The following is a 21,586-nucleotide window of genomic DNA, read 5'->3' on the forward strand; positions in this document are numbered from 1 at the left end:
GGGAACAGGGACGCCTCGGGAATCAGGAACGGGCGGGAACGATCAGGAATACAGCGCCCGCCACGTCCCCTTGCCGACCTTGCCGTCGGCGTCCAGGTGGTGTGCGGTCTGGAACTTCTTCACCGCGGACCGGCTCTTCGCGCCGAAGTTGCCGGTCACGTCCTTCCAGGTCAGGTAGTGACGGTTCGCCAGCAGGCACTGGGCCTGCTTGACGCGGTCACCGTGCTGGCCGTAGACGGTGAGGGCGTTCCCGCTGTAGAACGCGCAGGCGGCAAACGCGGCGGGTTGCGTGGAGTCGGCCCGCCCGGCCGGCCCGGCGGCGACCGCCGGGCCGGTGAGCAGTCCGGCGGTCAGCAGTCCCGCAGTCGCCGCGAGGGTTCCCGTGCGCCGGAGGGCCCGGCCGACGCCCCGCAGGGCTCCCGTGCCGGTCGCGGCGCCCGTGGCATTGCTTGTGGCTTTGCCCGTGGCTTTGCTTGCGGCTTCGTCAGTGGCTTCCTTGAAGCCCGTTGTGTTGGCTTTCACGAATTCCATTGCTTCCCCCCGTTGGATGCGTTGGATGTGAGCGCACCCCTTTGCACGCGGGGAGGACGAAGAGTGGTTCCGAAAGGTGCGGGGATTGGCCGGAAGTGCCCTGGGAACCGTCAGTTCCGTTCATTCTGGTCTTCCATCGCTTCCACCGCTTCCATCACTTCCGTTGCTTCCGCCACTTCAGTGCTCGCTTGGTTCCCTTGCTTCCCTTCGTGCCCTGCATGTCGTGCCGTTGTGCCGTCGTGCTGTCGTCCGGTCGGGTTGTTCAGCGGGATGCGCCCGGGGTGCTTTCCGGGGCGTTCTCTGAGGTGTTCTCGGGGGTGTTCTCCGGGTCGGTTCCTTGCGCTGTCCTGCGCAGTTCCTGTTCCAGGTCCTCCAGCGCCAGCCCCTTCGTCTCCGGGGCGTACCGCTTGCAGAAGATCAGCGAGAGCACGCACATCGCGCTGAAGAGCCAGAACGTGACCCCGGCGCCGACCGCGTCGAGCAGTACCGGGAAGACCAGCGCGACCGCGAAGTTGACCAGCCACATCACGAACACCGCCGCGCCCATGGCCAGTCCACGCACCTTCAGCGGGAACATCTCGGCGAGCAGCAGCCAGACGCCGGTGTTGAGGGTCGCCTGCATGAAGCCCATGTACAGGACCATCAGACCGAGGACCAGGTAGCTGACGGCGGTGGAGTGCGGCAGATGGAACGCCGCCCCCAGCAGGGCCAGCGACACCGTCATCCCGGACAGTCCCCACAGGAGCATGGGGCGCCGGCCCACCCGGTCGATCAGGGACATGCCGATCGCGGTGGCGACGACCGAGACGGCGCCGACCGCGATGGTGGCGGTGATCGCGGCGTTGGTGCCCAGGCCGGTCGTCGCCAGGATCTTGGGCGCGAAGTAGATGACCGCGTTGACGCCGGTGATCTGTTGGACGATCGCCAGGCCGATGCCCACCAGCAGCAGCCGTCGCACCCAGGGGAGCTGCAGTTCCCGCCAGGCGCCGCTTCGCGCGTCGGCCTCCAGGTTGCGGGCCTGTGCGATACGGGCGAGCTCGTCGGGGACGTCGTCGGCGGCCAACGTACGGCGCAGCACCGCGGCAGCCTCGTCCTGCCGACCGCGACTGATGTACCAGCGCGGCGTATCGGGCAGGAAGAGGACGCCGAGGAACAGCGCCACCGCGGGCAGCGCGGCCAGGCCCAGCATCCAGCGCCACGCCTCCCAGTGGGCCAGTACGGCATTGACGAGGTACGCCAGCAGCTGACCGCTGACGATCATCAGGGAGTTGAACGAGACCAGCCGACCGCGGATGTGCGACGGTGCGATCTCGGAGAGGTAGAGCGGGGTGATGACGGAGGCGCTGCCGACGGCGAGGCCCAGCACGAAGCGCGCCACGGTCATGAACGGCACGGTCGGCGCCACCGCGACCGCCACCGCCCCGCCGATGAACACCGCACCGGCCCACAGCAGCGAGTTGCGTCGTCCCAGCCCGTCGGACATCCGACCGCCGATCAGCGAGCCGAACGCCGCGCCTATCAGGAGCGCGCTGGTGATGACGCCCTCGCTGAGGGACGTGAGGCCGAAGTGCTGCTCCATGAAGGGGAGCGCACCGGAGACCACCCCGGTGTCGTAGCCGAACAGGGCGCCGCCGAGCGCGGCGATGGCGGCGATGGCGACGATGAACCGCTTGGCGGTGCGGGACGGGGAGCCGGGGCGGCCGTGATCCTGCCCTGTGGCGTTCCCCTGCGCTTCGGGCCCGGCGGTGGACGCGGGCCGACTGGTCGGAGCTGCCATCGTCAGCCCCCGATCGCCATGGCGTCACGCGCCGACAGTGTGACGGGCGGCTCGGGCGCGGTTTGCGAAAACGCTGCCCTTTCGGGCGTGCGTGGACCGTGCGCAGTAGACATGGTGCGGCCTTTCGGTGGCTTGTTTGCTCGTATGTGTGCGTCGGGTGGGCGCGAAGGCTCGGCCGAACGCAGCGCCGCCGGCGCGGCGGACGAAGGGATCCCGGGGGACCGAAGGGGCGGCGCGCCGACGCACCGGCACCGCCCGACGATCGACCGACGTGGCCGCGTGGGCGCGGACGGCGCGCGTAAGGAGCGGAGGGCCCACGCAGAAAGCGCCAACGGCGCGCGGCAATTGATCGCCGGCGAACTGGAAACACACAACGGGGGGCGAGCGGGGCCGGTCGGACCACGCTCGCCGGCCGTACGAACCGCTCCGCTAGGGAGTCCCTTCCGGGGTCCCTTCCGGAGTCATGGCTCCGCCGCGCTTCATAACTCGTCCACGAGCCTCGTTTCGAGCCCCGTTTCGAGCCTCATCTCGCCTCCGAGTCGCAGTTCGTCCACGGCCATGACGCGGTTGCGTCGACCGCTCATCGATAGAGGTCCGGCCGCTCGATCAGCTCGACGACGACCCGGTCGCCGGTGGCCTGGGCCAGCACCCCCGCCTCGCACACCGCGGCCGCCGCATAGCCGTCCCAGCAACTGGGGCCCTCGACCTCGCCGCGCCGGGTGGCGTCCACCCAGTGCTGCACCTGCCGGTCGTACGCGTCCTCGAAGCGCTCCACGAAGCCGGGGGTGATGGTGCCGCCCCAGTGGCCCGCGGCGTTGACGTGCACCCCGTGGTCGTCGCCGATCCGGGCGGTGCCGGTCTCGCAGACCGCCTCGCAGCTGACCTGGTAGCCGAAGCGGCAGTTGACGAAGAGCTCGGTGTCCACGACCTGGCCGCCCGCCGTCTCGAAGAGGACCAGCTGCGGGTCGCTCAGCCCCTCCGGCGCGTTGTCGGTCGGTGCCGGCCGCAGTACCCGTACGGCGGTGATCTCCTCGTCCAGCAGCCAGCGGGTCACGTCGATCTCGTGCACCACCGAGTCGTTGATCATCATCGCGTTGGTGAAGCCGGGCGGGGTGTCGGCGTTGCGGTGCTTGTTGTGGAGCATCAGCGGGCGGCCGTAAGCGCCCTTGTCCAGGAGGGACTTGAGGGTGCGGTAGCCGGCGTCGTAGCGGCGCATGAACCCGACCTGGACCCGCCGGTGGCCCAGCTTCTGCTCGGCCTCCAGGACCCGCAGCGCGGACGCGGCGTCGGGGGTCAGCGGCTTCTCGCACAGCACCGGCAGATCGCGGGCGAAGGCGTCGAGCAGCGCCGCCTCGTGGGCCGGGCCGGGCGAGGCGATCAGCACGGCGTCCACGCCGGGATCGTCCATGGCGGCGGCCGGTTCGGTGTACGCGGTGGCTCCCTCGATGCCGTGGGCGAGCCGCTCCGCCCGGTCGGCGTCGATGTCGGCCACGGCCGCCACCCTGGCCCCACTGATCACGTCATTGATGCGTCGCACATGGTCGGCCCCCATGCGCCCGGTCCCGATGACCGCCACGCCCAGCGTCCCGCGCGAACCCTGCGAACCCGTCTCGCCCATCTCGCCCATCATCCGTCCCTCACGCCCTTCATCGATCTCGTCGTCCCTGTCCATGTGCCACGCGTCGTCCTGCGCCACGCGGGGTCATGCACTACGCGCCCTTGTGCGCTTTGCGCTCACTGCGGCTCGCCTCCCCGTCCTCCCGTTCTCCCCTTCTCCCGTTTCTCCCCGGCCTCCCGTGTGCGGTGGAGCGCAGGGTGTCGCTCACGCCCCGCAGGACCGCAGGAAGCGGCGCGTCCGCTGGGCGATCGGGAACGGCTGGTCGGGCGGGCAGGGGTACATGTCCTGTTCGACGATGGCGAAGAGGTCGACGTTCAGCTCCTGGGCGGCCTCCAGGACGGGCGGCAGCGCCGGGACGCCCAGGGGCGGCTCGCACATCACGCCCTGCCGGACGGCCGGGCCGAACGGGGTGCCCTTGGCGACGACGTCGCTGAGGATGTCCGGGTCCACCTGCTTGAGGTGCAGGTACCCGATGCGCTCTCCGTAGGTGCGGATCAGCTTGACGCTGTCGCCGCCGCAGTAGGCGTAGTGGCCGGTGTCCAGGCAGAGGTTGACCAGGTCGGAGTCGGTGACGTCGAGGAAGCGCCCGACGTGCTCCTCGGTGTCGATGTGGGTGTCGGCGTGCGGGTGGACGACGATGTCGAGGCCGAACTCGTCGCGGACCCGCTTGCCCAGCCGCTCCATGCCGGTGGTCAGGTGCTTCCACTGCTCGACGGTCAGCTCGGGCGACTCGATGATCTCGGCGGTCTTGTCGTCCCGCCAGAAGGAGGGGATGACGACCAGGTGCTTGGCGCCCATCGCCTGGGTGAGCGAGGCGACTTCGGAGACATGGGTCCAGGTCTTGTCCCAGACGGACGGGCCGTGGTGCATCGACGTGAAGATGGTGCCGGCCGAGACGTTGAGGCCGCGCCGGGAGGTCTCCTCCCGTAGGGCGGCGGGGTCGATGGGCAGGTATCCGTAGGGGCCGAGTTCGATCCACTCGTAGCCGGCCTCGGCGACCTCGTCCAGGAAGCGCTGCCACGGGACCTGCTGCTCGTCGTCGGGGAACCAGACGCCCCAGGAGTCGGGGGCGGAACCGATGCGGAGGCGGTCCAGAACGGGCGAGGCGGCACGGGGTGCGGACATGCTGCGGCTCTCCTCTCGCCGGTCGGCGATGACCGGGAGGCACTGGGGTGGGTTGTGGGGCACAGCCTCTCTGCCGCCCTGGGGAGTGTCAAGACTTCGTCCTGACATAAGGACTTAAGGACTTGACGGAGGTGAGGGTGGTCCGGGCGGCCCTGGTGCCCCGAGTGGCCCTCGGGGTCCAGGTGTCCCAGGTGTCCCAGGTGTCCCGGTTGGTGCGGGCGGGGCGGCGGGTTCGGTGGCCGGGATGGGGTGGCTGACGTCATAATGTAAGGACAAACTGTTGACAGGGTTTGTGGCGGGCCGTTAGACCTTTGGTCGGAGCTGGAACCGGCGGGGAGAGCCGGTTCCGATCGACCGACCCGTCGCGCCGGCCTCCCCCGAACCCTCGGATCCGCCCGAGCGGGGAACCCCACCGCCGCGCCGGGCGACCCGAAGGGGCGTCTATGACCGAGCCGTACGACCTGATCACCATGGGGCGCATCGGGGTGGACATCTACCCGTTGCAGACCGGGGTGTCGCTCGCCCAGGTGGAGACGTTCGGGAAGTTCCTCGGCGGGTCCGCCACCAATGTGGCGGTGGCGGCCGCTCGGCTGGGGCGTCGTAGCGCCGTCATCAGCCGCACCGGACAGGACCCGTTCGGGGAGTACGTCCATCAGGCGCTGCGCGACTTCGGCGTCGACGACCGCTGGGTGACCCCGGTGTCGGACCTTCCCACGCCCGTGACGTTCTGTGAGATCTTCCCGCCGGACGACTTCCCGCTCTACTTCTACCGCCGCCCCAAGGCCCCCGACCTGGTCATTCACCCCGAGGAGCTGGACCGGGAGGCGATCTCCGCGGCCGGGATCTTCTGGATCACCGGCACCGGACTGTGCGAGGAGCCGAGCCGCGGCGCCACCCTGGCCGCGCTTCAGGCCCGGGGCCGTAGGGGCATCACCGTCTTCGACCTCGACTGGCGGCCGATGTTCTGGGGCGGGGAGGGGGGTGCCTCCGGGGACGGCGGGGCGACCGGGGCCGCCGCGATGGCCGCCGCCCGGCCGTACTACGAGGCCGCGCTGAAGCATGCGACGGTCGCGGTCGGCAACGTCGACGAGGCCGAGGTCGCCACCGGCCTCCGGGACCCGAAGGCGTGCGCCGAGGCGCTGCTGGAGATGGGTGTGGAACTGGCCGTCGTCAAACAGGGGCCGAAGGGGGTGCTCGCCGTCCACCGGGACGGGCGCACCGCCGAGGTGCCGCCCACCCCCGTCGAGGTCGTCAACGGGCTCGGGGCCGGCGACGCGTTCGGCGGCGCGCTGTGCCATGGGCTGCTGGCCGGTTGGGAGTTGGCCCCGATGATGCGTTACGCCAACGCCGCCGGGGCGATCGTCGCCTCCCGGTTGGCGTGCTCGTCCGCGATGCCGACGGCCGGCGAGGTCGAGGAGTTCCTTGCCGGGCGGTGAACGGGACGCTCGCTCGTCCCACCCACCCCTGCTCCTGCCCCTTCCCCAAGCCCCGCCCCCACTCATGTCCTCAAGAAGGTGAGTTGAGCCTTGACTCCTCGGATCAGTGACCTCCCGACGCTGCGGGCCCGGCATCCCGAAGCCGTCGCGGAGGCCGCCGCCCGCCGCGCCCGGCGCCCGCTGCTCGGCGACAACGGCCGGCTGATGATCGTCGCCGCCGACCATCCGGCCCGGGGCGCGCTCGCCGTGGGTGACCGCCAACTGGCCATGGCCAACCGCCTGGACCTGCTGGAGCGGCTGGTCCTGGCGCTGTCCCGGCCCGGTGTGGACGGGGTGCTGGCCACCGCCGACATCCTGGAGGACCTGCTCCTCCTCGGTGCCCTCGAAGGCAAGGTCGTCATGGGTTCCATGAACCGGGGCGGCATCGCGGGCGCATCCTTCGAGATGGACGACCGCTTCACCGGCCACCGCCCCCAGGACATCGCCCGGCTCCGCTTCGACGCGGGCAAGCTCCTGCTGCGCATCGACTACGACGACCCCGGGTCGCTGACCACTTTGGAGGCCACCGCCCGAGCCATCGACGCGATGGCGGAACGAGAACTCCCCACCTTCGTCGAACCGTTCCTCTCCCGACGGGTGGACGGGGTGGTGCGCAACGACCTCAGCCCGGAGGCCGTCACCCGTTCCGTCGCCATCGCCTCCGGCCTCGGCGGCACCTCCGCCTACACCTGGTTGAAGCTCCCCGTCACCGACGACCCCGACGCGATGGCCCGGGTCTGCGAGACGTCCACCCTGCCCGCCGTTCTCCTCGGCGGCGACATCGGCGGGACCGTGGCGGAGCAGGAGGCCGCCTACGAGAAGTGGCGCAAGGCGCTCCGGCTGCCGACCGTGCACGGCCTGGTCGTCGGCCGCTCGCTGCTCTACCCGGCGGACGGCGACGTGGCCGCCGCGGTCGATACGGCCGTGGGACTTCTGTAGCCGTGGGCGTGCTGCGGCCGTGGCGTCGCGCGAAGAAGGACTTCACTGTCAGTGGCGAGGGGGAGACTTGCAGTCATGAGTGCTGAGTTTGCGGATACGGCGGATGTGACAGGTACGGCAGATATGGCAGGTATGGCAGATGCGGCGGACGGGGCGGATGCGGCGCGTGCCGTGGACGCCGGAGGCGCGGCCGCGGCCGCCGGTGGGTTCCACCTGGTCGCGGGCCGCGGCGCCGACGGGCCGTATGCGCTGGACGTCTCGCCCGAGAAGGCCGGTTGGGGCTACTCCTCGCTGCGGATCCTCGAACTGCCGCCGGGTGGCCACCACGCCTTCGCCACCGGCGACAGCGAATGGATCGTGCTGCCCCTCTCCGGCGGCTGCACGGTGGACTGCACGGTCCGCACGGACGCCTCCGCGGACGGCGACGGCGACGCGGGCAGTGGCGGTGCCGGCGACGCGGGCAGTGGCGGTGCCGGCGACGCGGGCGTCCCCGCCGGCGGGACGTTCCAACTGGCCGGGCGGGAGAGCGTGTTCAGCGGGGTGACGGACTTCGCCTACGTACCGCGGGACGCGCAGGTCCGGATCGACAGCCGGGCCGGCGGGCGGTTCGCGCTCACCGGGGCGCGCTGCGAGCGCCGGCTGCCCGCCCGTTACGGCGCCGCGTCCGACGTGCCCGTGGAGCTGCGCGGCACCGGCACCTGCTCCCGGCAGGTCAACAACTTCGGCGCGGCCGCCCCCGCCGGAGGCGACAGCGGACAGGGTTTCGCGTGCGATCGGCTGATCGCGGTGGAAGTGCTCACCCCCGGCGGCAACTGGTCCTCGTACCCGCCGCACAAGCACGACGAGTGCCGCCCCGGGGAGGAGTCCGAACTCGAAGAGATCTACTACTTCGAGATCGCGGCCGCCCACGGGACGGAGGGGCTGGGCTATCAGCGGGTGACGCCCTCCGGGCGCGGGCGCGGTACGGACGTCCTGGCCGAGGTCCGCACGGGGGACGCGGTGCTGATCCCGGACGGGTGGCACGGCCCGTCCATCGCCGCCCCCGGGCACGACATGTACTACCTCAACGTCATGGCGGGGCCCGGCGAGAAGCGCGAGTGGCTGATCTGCGACCACCCCGACCATGGCTGGATCCGCGCGACCTGGCCGCAGCAGCCGGTCGACCCCCGACTCCCTCTGTACGAAGCACCGGCAGGAGACCCGCGATGACCGCCCCCCTCAACACCCCCGGCGACGCCTCGTCCCACGCCCCGAGCAACGCCCCGAGCAACGCCCCGATCACCGTCCCCGTCGATGGTGCGACGAGCGATCCGACGGCCGTCGCGGCGCAGGGCGCGGCGGCGGACGGCGGCACCCGGCGGCTCACCGTGGCGCAGGCGCTGGTGGAGTTCCTCGCCCACCAGTACACCGAGCGGGACGGCCGCCGGCACCGGTTGATCAGTGCCTGCTGGGGCATCTTCGGGCACGGCAACGTCGCCGGTATCGGGCAGGCGCTGCTGGAGTCCGGCAGCGCGGCGCCCCGCGGGGCGGCCGGCGCGCCGCCGCGACTCCCGTATCTCCAGGGGCGCAACGAGCAGGCCATGGTGCACGCCGCGGTGGGCTACGCCCGGCAGTGCGACCGGCTCTCCGCACAGGCCGTGACGACCTCCATCGGGCCCGGCGCCACCAACCTCGTCACCGGTGCCGCGCTGGCCACCGTCAACCGCCTCCCGGTGCTCCTGCTGCCCGGCGACGTGTTCGCCACCCGGCCCGCCGACCCGGTGCTCCAGCAGCTCGAAGTGCCCTTCGCGGGCGATGTGTCGGTCAACGACGCGCTGCGCCCGGTCTCCCGCTACTTCGACCGGATCACCCGCCCCGAGGCGCTGATCCCGGCGGCCCTCCAGGCGATGCGGGTGCTCGCCGACCCGGTCGACACCGGCGCGGTCACCCTCGCGCTGCCGCAGGACGTGCAGGCCGAGGCGTACGACTGGCCGGTGGAGTTCTTCGCCGACCGGGTGTGGCGGGTGCCCCGCCCGGCGCCGGACGCCGACGCCCTGGCGGACGCCGTCCGGGCCGTCCGGGCGGCCAGCCGACCGCTGATCGTCGCGGGCGGCGGCGTCCACCACAGCGAGGCGGAGGAGGCGCTGCGGGCGTTCGTCGAGGCGACCGGCATCCCCGTGGCGTCCACCCAGGCGGGCAAGGGCTCGTTGGACCACGACCACCCGGCGGACGTCGGCGGCATCGGGCACACCGGCACCGCCACCTCCGACGGGCTGGCCCGGCGGGCCGACCTGGTGATCGGTGTCGGCACCCGCTACACCGACTTCACCACCGCCTCGGCCACTCTCTTCGCCGAGCCCGGGGTCCGCTTCGTCAACCTCAACATCGCCGCGTTCGACTCCCACAAGCTCGGCGCCCTGGCCCTGGTGGCCGACGCCCGCGCCGGGCTCGACGCGCTCCGCGGGGCCCTTGCCGGCCACCGGGTCGCGGCGGCCTACGAGGCGGAGTACGCCGCCGCGAAGGCGGACTGGGAGCGGCGGGTGGATGCCGCCTACGAGGCCCCCGACCCGTCGGCGCAGCCGTCGCAGACCCAGGTCCTCGGCGCGCTGGACGCGGTCGTCGACGCGTCCGACATCATCCTCAACGCGGCCGGTTCCCTCCCCGGTGACCTGCACAAACTCTGGCGCGCCCGGTCCCGCAGGCAGTACCACCTGGAGTACGGCTACTCCTGTATGGGCTATGAGATCCCGGCCGCGATCGGCGTCCGGATGGCCGCTCCGGACCGGCCGGTGTGGGCGCTCGTCGGCGACGGTACATACCTGATGAACCCCACTGAAATCGTCACCGCGGTCCAGGAGGGCATCAACATCACCCTCGTCCTCATCCAGAACCACGGCTATGCCTCCATCGGCGGTCTCTCCCAGGAGACCGGCGGCGAGCGCTTCGGCACGGACTACCGCTTCCGCGCCGCGGACGGCACGTACACCGGCGCTCCGCTGCCCGTCGATCTCGCCGCCAACGCCGCCTCGCTGGGCATGCGGGTGCTGCGTGCCGCGACGGTCGCCGAGCTGCGCACCGCGCTCGCCGAGGCGCGTGACGCAAAAGCGCCCACATGTGTCTACGTCGAGACCAAAACGACTGACACTGTGCCGGGCGCGCCGCCGGCACAGGCCTGGTGGGATGTACCCGTTGCCGAGACCGCGACGCGTCCGGCGGCGGTCGCGGCCCGCAAGGCGTACGACGAGCACGCCGCCGCGCGCCGCCGCCACCTCTGACATCCGCTCTGCCGCACCGTACGAAAGGCCCCTCGCATGAAGACCATCAACCACTGGATCGGCGGGAAGCCCGTCGAGGGCGTCTCGGGCAACTTCGGGCCGGTCTACAACCCGGCCACCGGCGCCCAGGAGAAGCAGGTCGCCTTCGCCTCCGTCGAGGAGGTGGACGCCGCGGTCCGCACCGCCAAGGAGGCGTTCCGCAGCTGGGGCACGAGCTCGCTGGCCAAGCGCACCTCGGTGCTGTTCAAGTACCGCGAGCTGGTGGACGCGCACCGCGACGAGCTGGCCCGGCTGATCACCGCGGAGCACGGCAAGGTGCACTCCGACGCGCTCGGCGAGGTCGCCCGCGGCCTGGAGATCGTCGAGCTGGCCTGCGGCATCCCGGAGAAGCTCAAGGGCGAGCTGTCCACCCAGGTCTCGACGCGGGTGGACGTGGCCTCGATCCGGCAGTCGCTGGGCGTGGTCGCCGGCATCACGCCGTTCAACTTCCCGGCCATGGTGCCGATGTGGATGTTCCCGATCGCCATCGCGTGCGGCAACACCTTCGTCCTGAAGCCGAGCGAGAAGGTGCCCAGCGCCGCGTTCAAGCTCGCCGAGCTGGCCGCCGAGGCGGGCCTGCCCGACGGCGTGCTGAACATCGTCAACGGCGACAAGGTGGCCGTCGACGCCCTCCTCGCGCACCCGGACGTCGCCGCCGTCTCCTTCGTGGGCTCCACCCCCATCGCCCGCTACATCCACACCACCGGCACCGCCAACGGCAAGCGCGTGCAGGCGCTGGGCGGCGCCAAGAACCACATGCTGGTCCTCCCGGACGCCGACCTCGACCTGGCCGCCGACTCCGCGATCAACGCCGCGTACGGCTCGGCCGGCGAGCGCTGCATGGCGATCTCCGTGGTGGTGGCCGTCGGCGACACCGCCGACCCGCTGATCGGCAAGATCAAGGAGCGCGCCGACAAGCTGCGCATCGGCCCCGGCGACGACCCGGCCTCCGAGATGGGCCCGCTGATCACCAAGGTGCACCGCGACAAGGTCGCCTCCTATGTCACCGGCGCCGCCGCCCAGGGCGCCGACGTCGTCATCGACGGCACCGGCTACACCGTCGAGGGCTACGAGGACGGCCACTGGATCGGTGTCTCGCTGCTGGACAACGTCACGCCGGAGATGGACGCCTACCGCGACGAGATCTTCGGCCCGGTGCTCTCGGTCGTCCGCGTCGAGACCTACGAGCAGGCCATCGAGCTGATGAACTCCTCGCCGTGGGGCAACGGCACCGCGATCTTCACCCGGGACGGCGGCGCGGCCCGCCGCTTCCAGCTGGAGGTCGAGGCCGGCATGGTCGGCGTGAACGTGCCGATCCCGGTCCCGGTGGGCTACCACTCCTTCGGCGGCTGGAAGGACTCGCTCTTCGGCGACCACCACATCTACGGCAACGACGGCGTGCACTTCTACACCCGCGGCAAGGTCGTCACCACCCGCTGGCCCGACCCGTCCGACGGCGGCATCAACCTGGGCTTCCCGCGCAACCACTGAGCGGCACCCAGGACCCCGGCCGGCGGGGCGCCCCCCTCACGGGCGCTCCCGTCCGGACTCCCTGCCGGACCCCCGCCGGCAGGGAGTCCCCCGCCCCCGGCCAACGGGCCGCCGCCCAGGGGGAGACCGTGCGGACGGGCGTTGCTACGGTGCTCCTCGCGCCGCCGGAGGCCGGCGGCGCGGCACCGACACGACGGGGGATGAGATGGCACAAGGCATGGCGCTGGCCAAGGGCGCACGGATCACCGGGGGCATCCTCAGCCTGCTGTTCTTCCTGTGGACGGCGTACTGGCTCGCCGTCGACATCGGCGCGTTCGGCGTGGCCGGCGTCTGGGACGGCTGGATCGGCGCCCGCGGACCGGGCGTCAACGAGGTCACCAACCCCGTCCAACTCGGCTTCGGACTGCTCCAACTGGTCGCCGCGGGCGCGGCGTTCACCGGCCGCCGGTCGGCCGGCGGACTGCTGGCCGTGGCCACCACCGTCACCTTCGCCACCGCCCTCCAGGCCCTGGTCAGCGTGGGCAACCACACCAGCGACGAGCGCTGGTTCCGCGCCGCCCAGACCGGCACCGCCACCTTCGACGGGGTCTTCCTCAGCAGCCTGCCGCTGTTCCTACTGACCCTGGTCGCCGGCGTCGTGCTGCTCGCCGGGATGCGTTCCTGGCCGCGCCCGGCCCCCAGCCGGCCGCCGGCCCGCCCGGGCCAGGCCGGCGGTGTGCTCGGCGGTCTGGTGCTCGGCGCGATGGCGCTGTGCTACGTCGTCTACCAGGTCTACATGCTGGTGCAGGGCGGCTCCGAGACCTTCACCATGCTCTACCTGGGCAAGGGCGTGCTGTCCTCGCTGCTGGCGCTCGCGCCCGGCTGGTACGCGGTGGTGTTCTTCCTGCTGACCGCGATCGCCGGCCTGAACTGCCTGACCCGCGGCTGCGCGGCCCGCGGTCTCGCCCTCGGCCTGGCCGTCGCCCTGCTGCCCAACGCGGTGCTGACGGTCGTCTCGTTCCTCGCCTCCGGCACGTTCCTGGAGATGAGCAGGACGATGCCGGGCCTGAGCATCATCATCTACGTCCAGCTGGCGCTCGATCTGTTCGGCTCGCTGGCGCTGGTCGCGCTGACGGTCCGCGGCGAGCCGGTCGCGCCGGCCTGGCAACCGCCGTCCCCGGCCCTCGCCTTCGCCGCCCCCGGGTTCGTCCCGGGCCCCGTGGTCCCGCCGCAGGCCGGCTGGCAGCAGCCCGGCCCGCCGCCGATGCCCCCGGTCGGCGGCCCGCCCATGCCGCCCGGCGTGCCGCAGCCCCCGCACCCCCCGCAGAGCGGTTTCGGCCCGCCGCAGTACTGACCGCGGCGGGGACGCAGCGCCGTTCGGGCCCGTACCACGGACGCGGTACGGGCCCGAACGGCGCTACTCCATGAGGAGGGCACCCGGGTCCGCCCCGGGGACGGGTCGCCCGCCCGGGCCGGTACCTAGGATTCAGCCATGGATCTCCGACTGCGCGGGCGCCGGCTCCATGCCGCCGTGGGCGCGCTGGCCCTCCTCATAGGAGGCGGCACCTGGGTGGCCGCCGCCTCGGACGCCCCACCCTCCGTGCACCGCGAGGACCACTTCCTGACGATGCCCGAGACGCCCGGCGGCCCGGGCACGGTGCGGATCGACACCTCCTTCTTCACCGCCCAGGGCGCCGCCGGCCGCCGGCCCGCGGTCCTCCTCGGCCACGGCTTCGGCGGCAGCAAGTCCGATGTCCGCGCCGAGGCCGAGCAGTTGGCCCGGGACGGCTACGCGGTGCTGACGTGGTCGGCGCGCGGCTTCGGCAAGTCCACCGGCAAGATCGGGCTGAACGACCCGACCGGCGAGGTCGCCGACGTCAGCCGGCTGATCGACTGGCTCGCCAAGCGCCCCGAGGTGCGGCTCGACAAGCCCGGCGACCCGCGCGTGGGCATCGCCGGCGCCTCGTACGGCGGCGCGATCGCGCTGCTGGCCGCCGGGCACGATCCGCGCGTGGACGCCATCGCCCCGCAGATCACCTACTGGAACCTCGCCGACGCCCTGTTCCCCAACGGGGTGTTCAAGAAGCTGTGGGCCGGCATCTTCTTCACCACGGGCACGGCCGGTTCCGCCACCGGCGCCCCGACCGCCCCCTCGACCCCTTCGGCCGCTTCTGCCTCGTCCGACGCATCGGGTCCGTCCGACCCGTCCGCCGCGTCCGGCGGCTGCGGACGGTTCCAACCCGCCCTGTGCGCGATGTACGAACGGGTCGCGGTCAGCGGCACACCGGACGCCGCGGCCCGCCAACTGCTGGCGGCCCGCAGCCCCTCCGCCGTCGCCGACCGCATCAAGGTGCCCGCCCTGCTCATGCAGGGCCAGACCGACTCGCTGTTCCCGCTCGGCCAGGCCGACGCCATGGCGCGGGCCCTCCGCCACAACGGCGCGCCCGTCGCCGTCGACTGGATCGCCGGAGGGCACGACGGCGGCGACCGCGAGACCCCCCGGCTCACGGCCCGCACGGCGGCGTGGTTCGACCGCTATCTCAAGGGCGACCCGCACGCCGACACCGGGCCGGCGTTCCGGATCAGCCGCAGCGGGGGAGTGAACTCCACCGACGGCACCGTACGGCTGCGCGGCGCCGGCGCCGCCGACTACCCGGGCCTGGACAGCGACCCCCGCCACATCCCGCTGACCGGCCGGGAACAGCGCTTCGCCAACCCCGCCGGCGCCACCCCGCCGGCGATCTCCGCGGTCCCCGGCGCCGGCGCCCTCGGCAGCCTCTCCGCGCTCGGCGGCGGCCTCTCCCTGGACTTCCCCGGCCAGTACGCGCACTTCGACTCGGCGCCGCTGCGCACCGCCGTCCACCTCACCGGCAGTCCCACCGCCACCGTGCGGATCCGCTCCAGCTCCCCGGACGCGGTGGTCTTCGCCAAGCTCTACGACGTCGCCCCGGACGGCCGCCGCCAACTGCTGCCGTCCCAACTGGTCACGCCGTACCGCATCGAAGGGGCCGGCGAGGGCCGCACGGTGCGGCTCCAACTCCCGGCCGTCGACCATGACTTCGCGGCCGGGCACCGGCTGCGCCTGGTGCTCTCCGCCACCGACCTGGGCTACGCCACCCCCGTCGAGCCCGCCACCTACACCGTCTCCCTGGCCGGCGGCGGGGGCGGCAGCGCCGCCACGACGGGCGAGCTGACCGTGCCCACCGCACCCGAGGTGCGCGGCGCCGCCGCCCCGCTGCCCGCCTGGACCTGGGCGCTGCCCGCGGTCGCCGCGGTGGTGGCCGCGCTGCTGCTGCTCACCGCCCGCCGCCGGACCGCGGCACCCGCCCCCGACCCGGCCCTGGCCGACGTCCCGCTGCAGATCACCGAGCTGAGCAAGCGCTACGCCGGGTCCACCGACCGGTACGCCGTCCGCGACCTCACCTTCCGGGTCGAGCGCGGCCAGGTGCTGGGCCTGCTGGGACCCAACGGCGCCGGCAAGACCACCACCCTGCGGATGCTGATGGGGCTGATCCGCCCGGACGGCGGGGAGGTCCGGGTGTTCGGCCAGGCGGTCCGGCCGGGCGCGCCGGTGCTGTCCCGGGTCGGCGCGTTCGTCGAGGGTGCCGGCTTCCTGCCGCACCTGTCCGGCCGGGCCAACCTCGACCTGTACTGGCAGGCGACCGGCCGGCCCGCCGCCGACGCGCACACCGAGGAGGCGCTGGAGATCGCCGGCCTGGGCGACGCCCTGGAGCGCGCGGTGCGCACCTACTCGCAGGGCATGCGGCAGCGCCTGGCCCTGGCCCAGGCCATGCTCGGCCTGCCGGACCTGCTGATCCTCGACGAGCCGACCAACGGCCTGGACCCGCCGCAGATCCGCGAGATGCGCGAGGTGATGATCCGTTACGCCGCGGCCGGGCGCACCGTCATCGTCTCCAGCCATCTGCTGTCCGAGGTCGAGCAGAGCTGCACCCACCTGGTCGTGATGGACCGCGGCCGGCTGGTCCAGGCCGGCCCGGTCGGCGAGATCGTGGGCTCCGGCGACACCGTGCTGATCGACGTCGGCGCCGCCGCGCCGCTGTCCGACGCGGTGGTGGAGAAGGTCGACGCGCTGCCCGGTGTGGTCTCGGCGGTCCGCGCCGACGAGGGCCTGCTGGTCCGGCTGGCCGCGCCGGACGGCACCCCGCACCTGCTGGCTGAACTCGTCCGGCTGGAGGTCCCGGTGCACCGCGTCGGCCCGCACCGCCGCCTGGAGGACGCCTTCCTCACCCTGATCGGAGGAGACGGACGATGACCGCGACCACCCCGGCGGCGGCGCCCGGCTACCGCGCCCGCCGCACCCTGCCGCTGCGCGTCGAGGCCCGCCGCCAGCTGCGCCGTCGCCGCACCCTGGTGATCGGCGCGATCCTGACGCTGCTGCCGTTCGTCCTGGTCGCGGCGTTCGCGATCGGAGGCGATCCCAGCACCCGGAACACCGGCCGGATCAGTCTGATGACCACCGCCACCGCTTCCGGCGCCAACTTCGCCGCCACCGCGCTGTTCGTCTCCGCCGGCTTCCTGCTGGTGGTGCCGGTCGCGCTGTTCTGCGGGGACACCGTGGCTTCGGAGGCGAGCTGGGCGTCGCTGCGCTATCTGTTGGCCGCACCGGTGCCGCGGGCCCGGCTGCTGCTGAGCAAGCTGACCGTGGGGCTGGTGTTCAGCGCCGCCGCGATGCTGCTGCTGCCGCTGGTCGCGCTGGCGGTGGGCACCGCCGCGTACGGCTGGGGCCCGCTGCAACTGCCCACCGGGGGCGCGCTCGCCCCGGGCGACGCGGTGCTGCGGCTGGCGCTGGTGACCGGCTATGTCTTCGTCAGCCAACTGGTCACCGCGGCGCTGGCGTTCTGGCTGTCCACGGTGACCGACGCGCCGCTGGGCGCGGTCGGCGGCGCCGTCGGACTGACCATCGTCGGCAACGTCCTCGACCAGGTCACCGCGCTCGGCGACTGGCGCGCGGTGCTGCCCGCGCACTGGCAGTACTCCTGGGCAGACGCCCTCCAACCCCAGCTGGAATGGTCCGGGATGCTCCAGGGCGCCTCGGTGTCGGTGTCCTACGCGCTGGTGCTCGTCGCACTGGCCTTCCGCGGCTTCGCCCGCAAGGACGTGGTGTCCTGACCGGGGCGGGGACAGGGGCCGCGGGGCCGCCGGGCGGCGCGGCCGGATGCGGACACCCGTCCCCGTTCGTTCGGGTTGTCCGGCGCCGCAACCATGCGCCGGACCGGTGTGTCTACGCAGTCACACGCCCTGAAGGTGAGGACCTGCCATGTCCCGTACCGCATCGCGTCCCGTCACCGCCGTCGCCGCCTGTGCCGCGGCCCTCGGCCTGACCCTCGCCGCCACCGCACCCGCCGCCGCCACCGTCCGCAGCGACCCCGCCGGCCGCCACACCGCCGCCGAGATCCACCGCTTCCTGACCGGCTTCTACGGCCAGCAGGGCCCCACCTCGCACCAGCGCGCGCACCAGGTCTCCGCCTACCTCAAGGACCGCGCCGCCCACACCGACGGCTACGAGCTGCTGCTCTGCGCCCAGAACACCCCGCGGACGATCACCGTCGGCACGGTCACCACCGCCCAGTCCGCGGGCGTCGGTTGGGCCACCGTCACCACCGGCTGGGGCGGCGGCGCCACCCGCAGCTTCACCGCCTACGTCGGCCTGGAGTCGCACCCGATCACGCTCCAGGACGTCGACTGCGGTCAGTGAACCGCCCGCCCCGACATACGACGAGGGCGGTCGCCGCGGACCGGATGTCCGCCGCGACCGCCCGCCGGCCGGCCCGTGCTCAGCCGGTCGGCCCCTGCATGTGGGCGCTGACCCACTGCATCGTGCCCATGCCCAGGCCCGTGACGTAGGTCTGGCCGCTGTGCGTGCCGTTCGGCACGATCTGCAGCCGCGTCCGCACCGGCCCGTGGCCGTACTGCGCGATGAACTTCCGCACCTTCGGCAGCACGGTGTTCTCCCGGGAGCCGTCCTGGAAGGCCAGGTAGACCTCCGGCCCCCCGCGGGCGATCAGCCGGTGCGCCAGCACCTCGGGGTTGTTCTCGCGCATCTCCTTGAGGTGGCCCCGCCACAGCGGCGAGTCCGGGACGATGTCCGGCCCGTTGGGGATCGCCACCTTGAAGTCGTTCGGGTTCTGCAGCACGTTCTTCAGCGCCGAGAAGCCGCCCGACGAGGAGCCCATGATGCACCAGGCGTTGCGGGTCTTCAGGGTGCGGAAGTTCTCCCGGACGAGATCGGGGACGTCCTTGCTCAGCCAGGTGCCGATCTTCGGCTGGCCCGGGATGTCACTGCCGTCGTAGTACTGCTTGTCGTTGGGGTTGAGCACCGGCATCACCACGATGAACGGCAGGCTCTTGCCGGCCTTCGACCAGGTGGCGAGGCTCTCCTCCAGCTTGAGGTCGGAGCCGATCCAGTAGTTGACCGGGTAGCCGTAGGCGCCGGGCAGCGCCTCCATGACCGGGAAGCCCTTGTTCGCGTTCTGCTTCTCGTAGTACTCCGGCGGCGCCCAGACCCACACCTTCCCCGTGAAGCCGGACTTCTTCCCGTGGTAGGTGGTCACGGCTATCGGGGTGTTCCCACCGGCCCCACCGACCTTGCTGGTCTCCTGGAAGTTGATCGGATGGGTGGGCATCTGCACCAGCGAGTTCTTGTCGGCCGGCGCGGTCTGCATGGCGGCACCCGACCGCGGACCGCTGAACCGTACGGGCGCGCCCTGGGAGTCGTCGCTCGTCCCACAGCCGGCCGTGGTGCCGAGTACGGTCAGGGCGATCAAGGCGATCACCGGTTTGAAAAGGGATTTGCGCACGGGTCCTTCTCCTTGGCGAACGGGCCGGGAGTTGTCCCGACCGGCCAACAAGAGGGGGCGGGGCCGGCACAGGTTTCCCTCCCGGAGTGTCTGCTTGCTCGCACTCTCGGGAACGAAACTCGCCGACCGGCTCTGACCTGTGGTGTTTACGCGCAACGGAGATCCGGTTTACCGTGATTTTCCTGGTGGAGGCGCAACGCGGGCGCCCGACGGACCCCCGCGCGCCCCCTTCCGGCACACCGGGCGTGCGTCCGCGCCCCGGCGCCGGCCGCCGCCTCCGGCACCCCTCCGCACGCCCCTTCGAGGGTCCGCGGCGACCCCTCGGGAACGCGCCGCGAAGGCATCCGGGTCGCCCTCCCGCACCCGTCGCCCGGCACCCCGCCGCCCCCGCTCCCGGCCCGTATCCTCTCGCTATGACCTGGTCGCGTGCGCTGAAGGAAGCCACCCGCTCCGGGCTGACCATCGAACGCGCCAAGCTCACCCCGCTGATCGCGATCCGCGGCACGGTCGGCGTGGCCGTCGTCCTCGGCCTGTGCCTGTGGCGCGGCAACCCCGCCCTCGCGGTCTCCTCCGCCTTCGGTGCCTTCTCCGCCGGCATCGTCACCTTCCAGCGCAGCATGCGGCCCCGCCCGGTCCTGGCACTGGCCGTCGCCGGCGCGCTGGCGATCTCCACCTTCCTCGGCTACCTGGCCGCCGCCCACGTCGTCTGGTTCGTCCTGCTGCTCACCGGCTGGACCCTCCTGGCGGGCATGGCCTGGGCGATCGGGCCGGTCTCCGGCCTCGTCGGCACCCAGACCGTGGCGATCATGCTGATCACCGTCACCCTCCCGACGTCCGTCCTGGGCGCCCTCGAACACGCCGCGCTGATCGCCTGCGGCGGCCTCGTCCAGGCCGCCCTCATCGTCCTCTTCCCGGTGCGCCCCTGGGGCATCCAGCGCGACACCCTCGCCGACGCGCTGGCCGCCGAGGCCGACTACGCCCGCCGGCTGCGGCACGACCCGGTCGCCCCGTTCGACCCCGCGCCCCTGATGGACGCCCGGGCCGCCGCCACCGTGACACCCCGCCAGGCCCGCCGCCGCCCCGTACAGCTGCACGGCCCGCGCGGCCTCGCCGAACGCGTCCGCCCGGTCCTCGCCTCACTGGCCGACCCGGTCGTCGGCGCCCCCCTGGAGGGGCCCGAACGCGACCGCGCCCGTGAACTCCTGGGCGCCGCCGCCACCGTCCTGGACGCCGTCGCGCACGCCGTACGGCACGCCAGCCCGGTCCGGCTGCCACCGGAGGCGATGGCCGCCCTCGAAGTCCCGGCCAGCGGCCCGATGCTCCGCGGCCCCGCCCGGCGCACCGCCTACCGCCTGATCTCCCTCCTCGCCGACGCCGTCGAACTCACCGACGAGCCCGTCGAGGCCACCCGCCCCACCACCGAAGCCGAACGCGGCCACCTGCTGCGCCCCAGCGTCCCCCGGCTCGTCCCGGTCGCCCTGCGCGCCCTGCGCCGCGAGGCCCGCTGGTCCTCGCACGTACTGCGGCACGCGCTCCGCGTCGCCGCGGTCGCCGTCGCCGGCTACCTGCTCGGCGCCGCCCTCCACTTCGGCCACGGCTACTGGGCCCCGCTCGCCTCCGTCATGGTGATGCGCCCCGACTTCGCCCAGACCTACTCCCGCGGCGTCGCCCGCTTCGCCGGCACCGTCGTCGGCGTGACCCTGGCCGGTGCCCTGATGGCGCTGGCCCACCCCGGCGCCTCCGTCAGCGCCGCCCTCGCCCTGCTCTGCGTCTTCCTGATGTACCTGCTGATGCGCACCGGCTTCTCCGTCACCTCGGCCTGCATCGCGGCCTATGTCGTCTTCCTGCTCGGCATCGTCGGCGCCGGCTGGGAACAGACCGTCCAGGAACGCCTCGTGCTCACCCTCATCGGCGGGGTCCTCGCGATGCTGTCCTACGCGCTGTTCCCCGCCTGGGAGACGCCCCGGCTCCGCGACCGGCTCGCCGACTGGCTGGCCACCAACGGCCGTTACGCGCTCGCCGTCGTCGACGGCTACGCCCGGCCCGCCGAGCGCCGGCCCCGGCAGGTCCGCGAGGCCCTGCTGGACGCCCGCGCGGCGCGCGCCGCCTGGGAGGCGACCGAGGCCCGCGCCGAGAAGGAGCCGGTCCGGCACCGCGGCCTCCCGCTCGGCGGGGCGCACGCCGCCAGTGCCGCGCTCGCCACCATGGGCCGGGTCACGATGATCCTGGAGGCGCACCCGCCCGACCGGGACGCCCGGCCCTCGCCCGGCGCCGCCGCGTTCGCCGCCGCCCTCCGCCCCGCCCTGGACCGCGCCGCCCGGGCCGTCCGCGACGGCGAGGCGATGGACTGGGGCGAGCCGCACGCCGCCTGGGAGCGGTGGAGCGCCGAGGACGAGCACGAGGGAGTCGCCGTCCGCGCCACCGAACTGCTCCTGGACGCCCTCGACGACCTCGCCGAGGCACTGCCCCCCGACCCCTGACGACCCGCCCCCGACCGCTTCCGCATCCGGGCGCATCCGCCCCCGCAGGAACCATTCCGC

The 21,586-nt window shown here is 72.9% G+C and carries 15 protein-coding genes; 10 read left to right on the forward strand and 5 right to left on the reverse strand.

Going from position 1 to position 21,586, the window contains the following annotated elements:
- Positions 1 to 42 precede the first annotated feature (42 nt).
- The 4 genes from SNOUR_RS25530 to SNOUR_RS25545 all read right to left on the reverse strand — a co-directional run bounded on the left by SNOUR_RS25530 (position 43) and on the right by SNOUR_RS25545 (position 5,051).
- Positions 43 to 522 carry a peptidoglycan-binding domain-containing protein gene (locus SNOUR_RS25530; RefSeq protein ID WP_312633652.1) on the reverse strand — a complete coding sequence of 160 codons (480 nt, stop codon included), beginning with the start codon at positions 520 to 522 and terminating at the stop codon, positions 43 to 45.
- Between the two features lie 271 nt (positions 523 to 793).
- Positions 794 to 2,308 (reverse strand): sugar porter family MFS transporter, encoded by a 1,515-nt coding sequence (locus SNOUR_RS25535; RefSeq protein WP_312633653.1) that lies wholly within the window; start codon positions 2,306 to 2,308, stop codon positions 794 to 796.
- A gap of 580 nt (positions 2,309 to 2,888) precedes the next feature.
- Entirely contained in the window at positions 2,889 to 3,926 is a 1,038-nt protein-coding gene (locus tag SNOUR_RS25540) for a Gfo/Idh/MocA family protein (RefSeq protein ID WP_079143545.1), read from the reverse strand.
- A 204-nt stretch (positions 3,927 to 4,130) separates the two neighbouring features.
- A complete protein-coding gene (locus SNOUR_RS25545) occupies positions 4,131 to 5,051 on the reverse strand; it encodes a sugar phosphate isomerase/epimerase family protein (protein ID WP_067351361.1) in 921 nt (306 codons plus the stop codon).
- A gap of 443 nt (positions 5,052 to 5,494) precedes the next feature.
- Between SNOUR_RS25545 and iolC the strand changes: the two genes are divergently transcribed.
- The 9 genes from iolC to SNOUR_RS25590 all read left to right on the forward strand — a co-directional run bounded on the left by iolC (position 5,495) and on the right by SNOUR_RS25590 (position 17,944).
- Positions 5,495 to 6,487, forward strand: a complete 993-nt coding sequence (gene iolC, locus SNOUR_RS25550) for a 5-dehydro-2-deoxygluconokinase (protein WP_067351364.1) — start codon at positions 5,495 to 5,497, stop codon at positions 6,485 to 6,487.
- A 90-nt stretch (positions 6,488 to 6,577) separates the two neighbouring features.
- Positions 6,578 to 7,465: a Cgl0159 family (beta/alpha)8-fold protein gene (locus tag SNOUR_RS25555; RefSeq protein WP_067351366.1), complete on the forward strand. Its 888-nt coding sequence runs from the start codon at positions 6,578 to 6,580 to the stop codon at positions 7,463 to 7,465.
- A 75-nt stretch (positions 7,466 to 7,540) separates the two neighbouring features.
- Positions 7,541 to 8,674: a 5-deoxy-glucuronate isomerase gene (iolB, locus tag SNOUR_RS25560; RefSeq protein WP_376738547.1), complete on the forward strand. Its 1,134-nt coding sequence runs from the start codon at positions 7,541 to 7,543 to the stop codon at positions 8,672 to 8,674.
- The gene (gene iolD / locus SNOUR_RS25565) at positions 8,671 to 10,719 is read left to right on the forward strand and encodes a 3D-(3,5/4)-trihydroxycyclohexane-1,2-dione acylhydrolase (decyclizing) (RefSeq protein WP_312633655.1); all 2,049 of its coding nucleotides are present in this window, start codon (positions 8,671 to 8,673) and stop codon (positions 10,717 to 10,719) included. Before iolB ends, iolD begins: the two co-directional genes overlap by 4 nt.
- A gap of 36 nt (positions 10,720 to 10,755) precedes the next feature.
- The gene (locus SNOUR_RS25570) at positions 10,756 to 12,249 is read left to right on the forward strand and encodes a CoA-acylating methylmalonate-semialdehyde dehydrogenase (protein ID WP_067351372.1); all 1,494 of its coding nucleotides are present in this window, start codon (positions 10,756 to 10,758) and stop codon (positions 12,247 to 12,249) included.
- A gap of 205 nt (positions 12,250 to 12,454) precedes the next feature.
- The gene (locus SNOUR_RS25575; RefSeq protein WP_312633657.1) at positions 12,455 to 13,582 is read left to right on the forward strand and encodes a hypothetical protein; all 1,128 of its coding nucleotides are present in this window, start codon (positions 12,455 to 12,457) and stop codon (positions 13,580 to 13,582) included.
- Between the two features lie 138 nt (positions 13,583 to 13,720).
- The gene (locus SNOUR_RS25580) at positions 13,721 to 16,501 is read left to right on the forward strand and encodes a CocE/NonD family hydrolase (protein WP_067351377.1); all 2,781 of its coding nucleotides are present in this window, start codon (positions 13,721 to 13,723) and stop codon (positions 16,499 to 16,501) included.
- Complete coding sequence (locus tag SNOUR_RS25585) at positions 16,498 to 17,358, forward strand: ABC transporter permease (RefSeq protein ID WP_067351380.1); 861 nt, start codon at positions 16,498 to 16,500, stop codon at positions 17,356 to 17,358. The genes SNOUR_RS25580 and SNOUR_RS25585 overlap by 4 nt, the downstream gene beginning before the upstream one ends.
- A gap of 148 nt (positions 17,359 to 17,506) precedes the next feature.
- Positions 17,507 to 17,944, forward strand: coding sequence for a hypothetical protein (locus tag SNOUR_RS25590; RefSeq protein ID WP_067351383.1), 438 nt, complete (start codon positions 17,507 to 17,509; stop codon positions 17,942 to 17,944).
- A 79-nt stretch (positions 17,945 to 18,023) separates the two neighbouring features.
- On the opposite strand, the gene SNOUR_RS25595 is transcribed toward SNOUR_RS25590, so the two are convergent.
- A complete protein-coding gene (locus SNOUR_RS25595; RefSeq protein WP_067351385.1) occupies positions 18,024 to 19,046 on the reverse strand; it encodes an alpha/beta hydrolase in 1,023 nt (340 codons plus the stop codon).
- Positions 19,047 to 19,459: 413 nt separating this feature from the next.
- On the opposite strand from SNOUR_RS25595, the gene SNOUR_RS25600 reads away from it, so the two are divergent.
- Complete coding sequence (locus SNOUR_RS25600) at positions 19,460 to 21,526, forward strand: FUSC family protein (RefSeq protein WP_067351390.1); 2,067 nt, start codon at positions 19,460 to 19,462, stop codon at positions 21,524 to 21,526.
- Positions 21,527 to 21,586 lie beyond the last annotated feature (60 nt).

Origin of the sequence: Streptomyces noursei ATCC 11455 (assembly GCF_001704275.1) — a bacterium.
Lineage (GTDB): Bacteria > Actinomycetota > Actinomycetes > Streptomycetales > Streptomycetaceae > Streptomyces > Streptomyces noursei.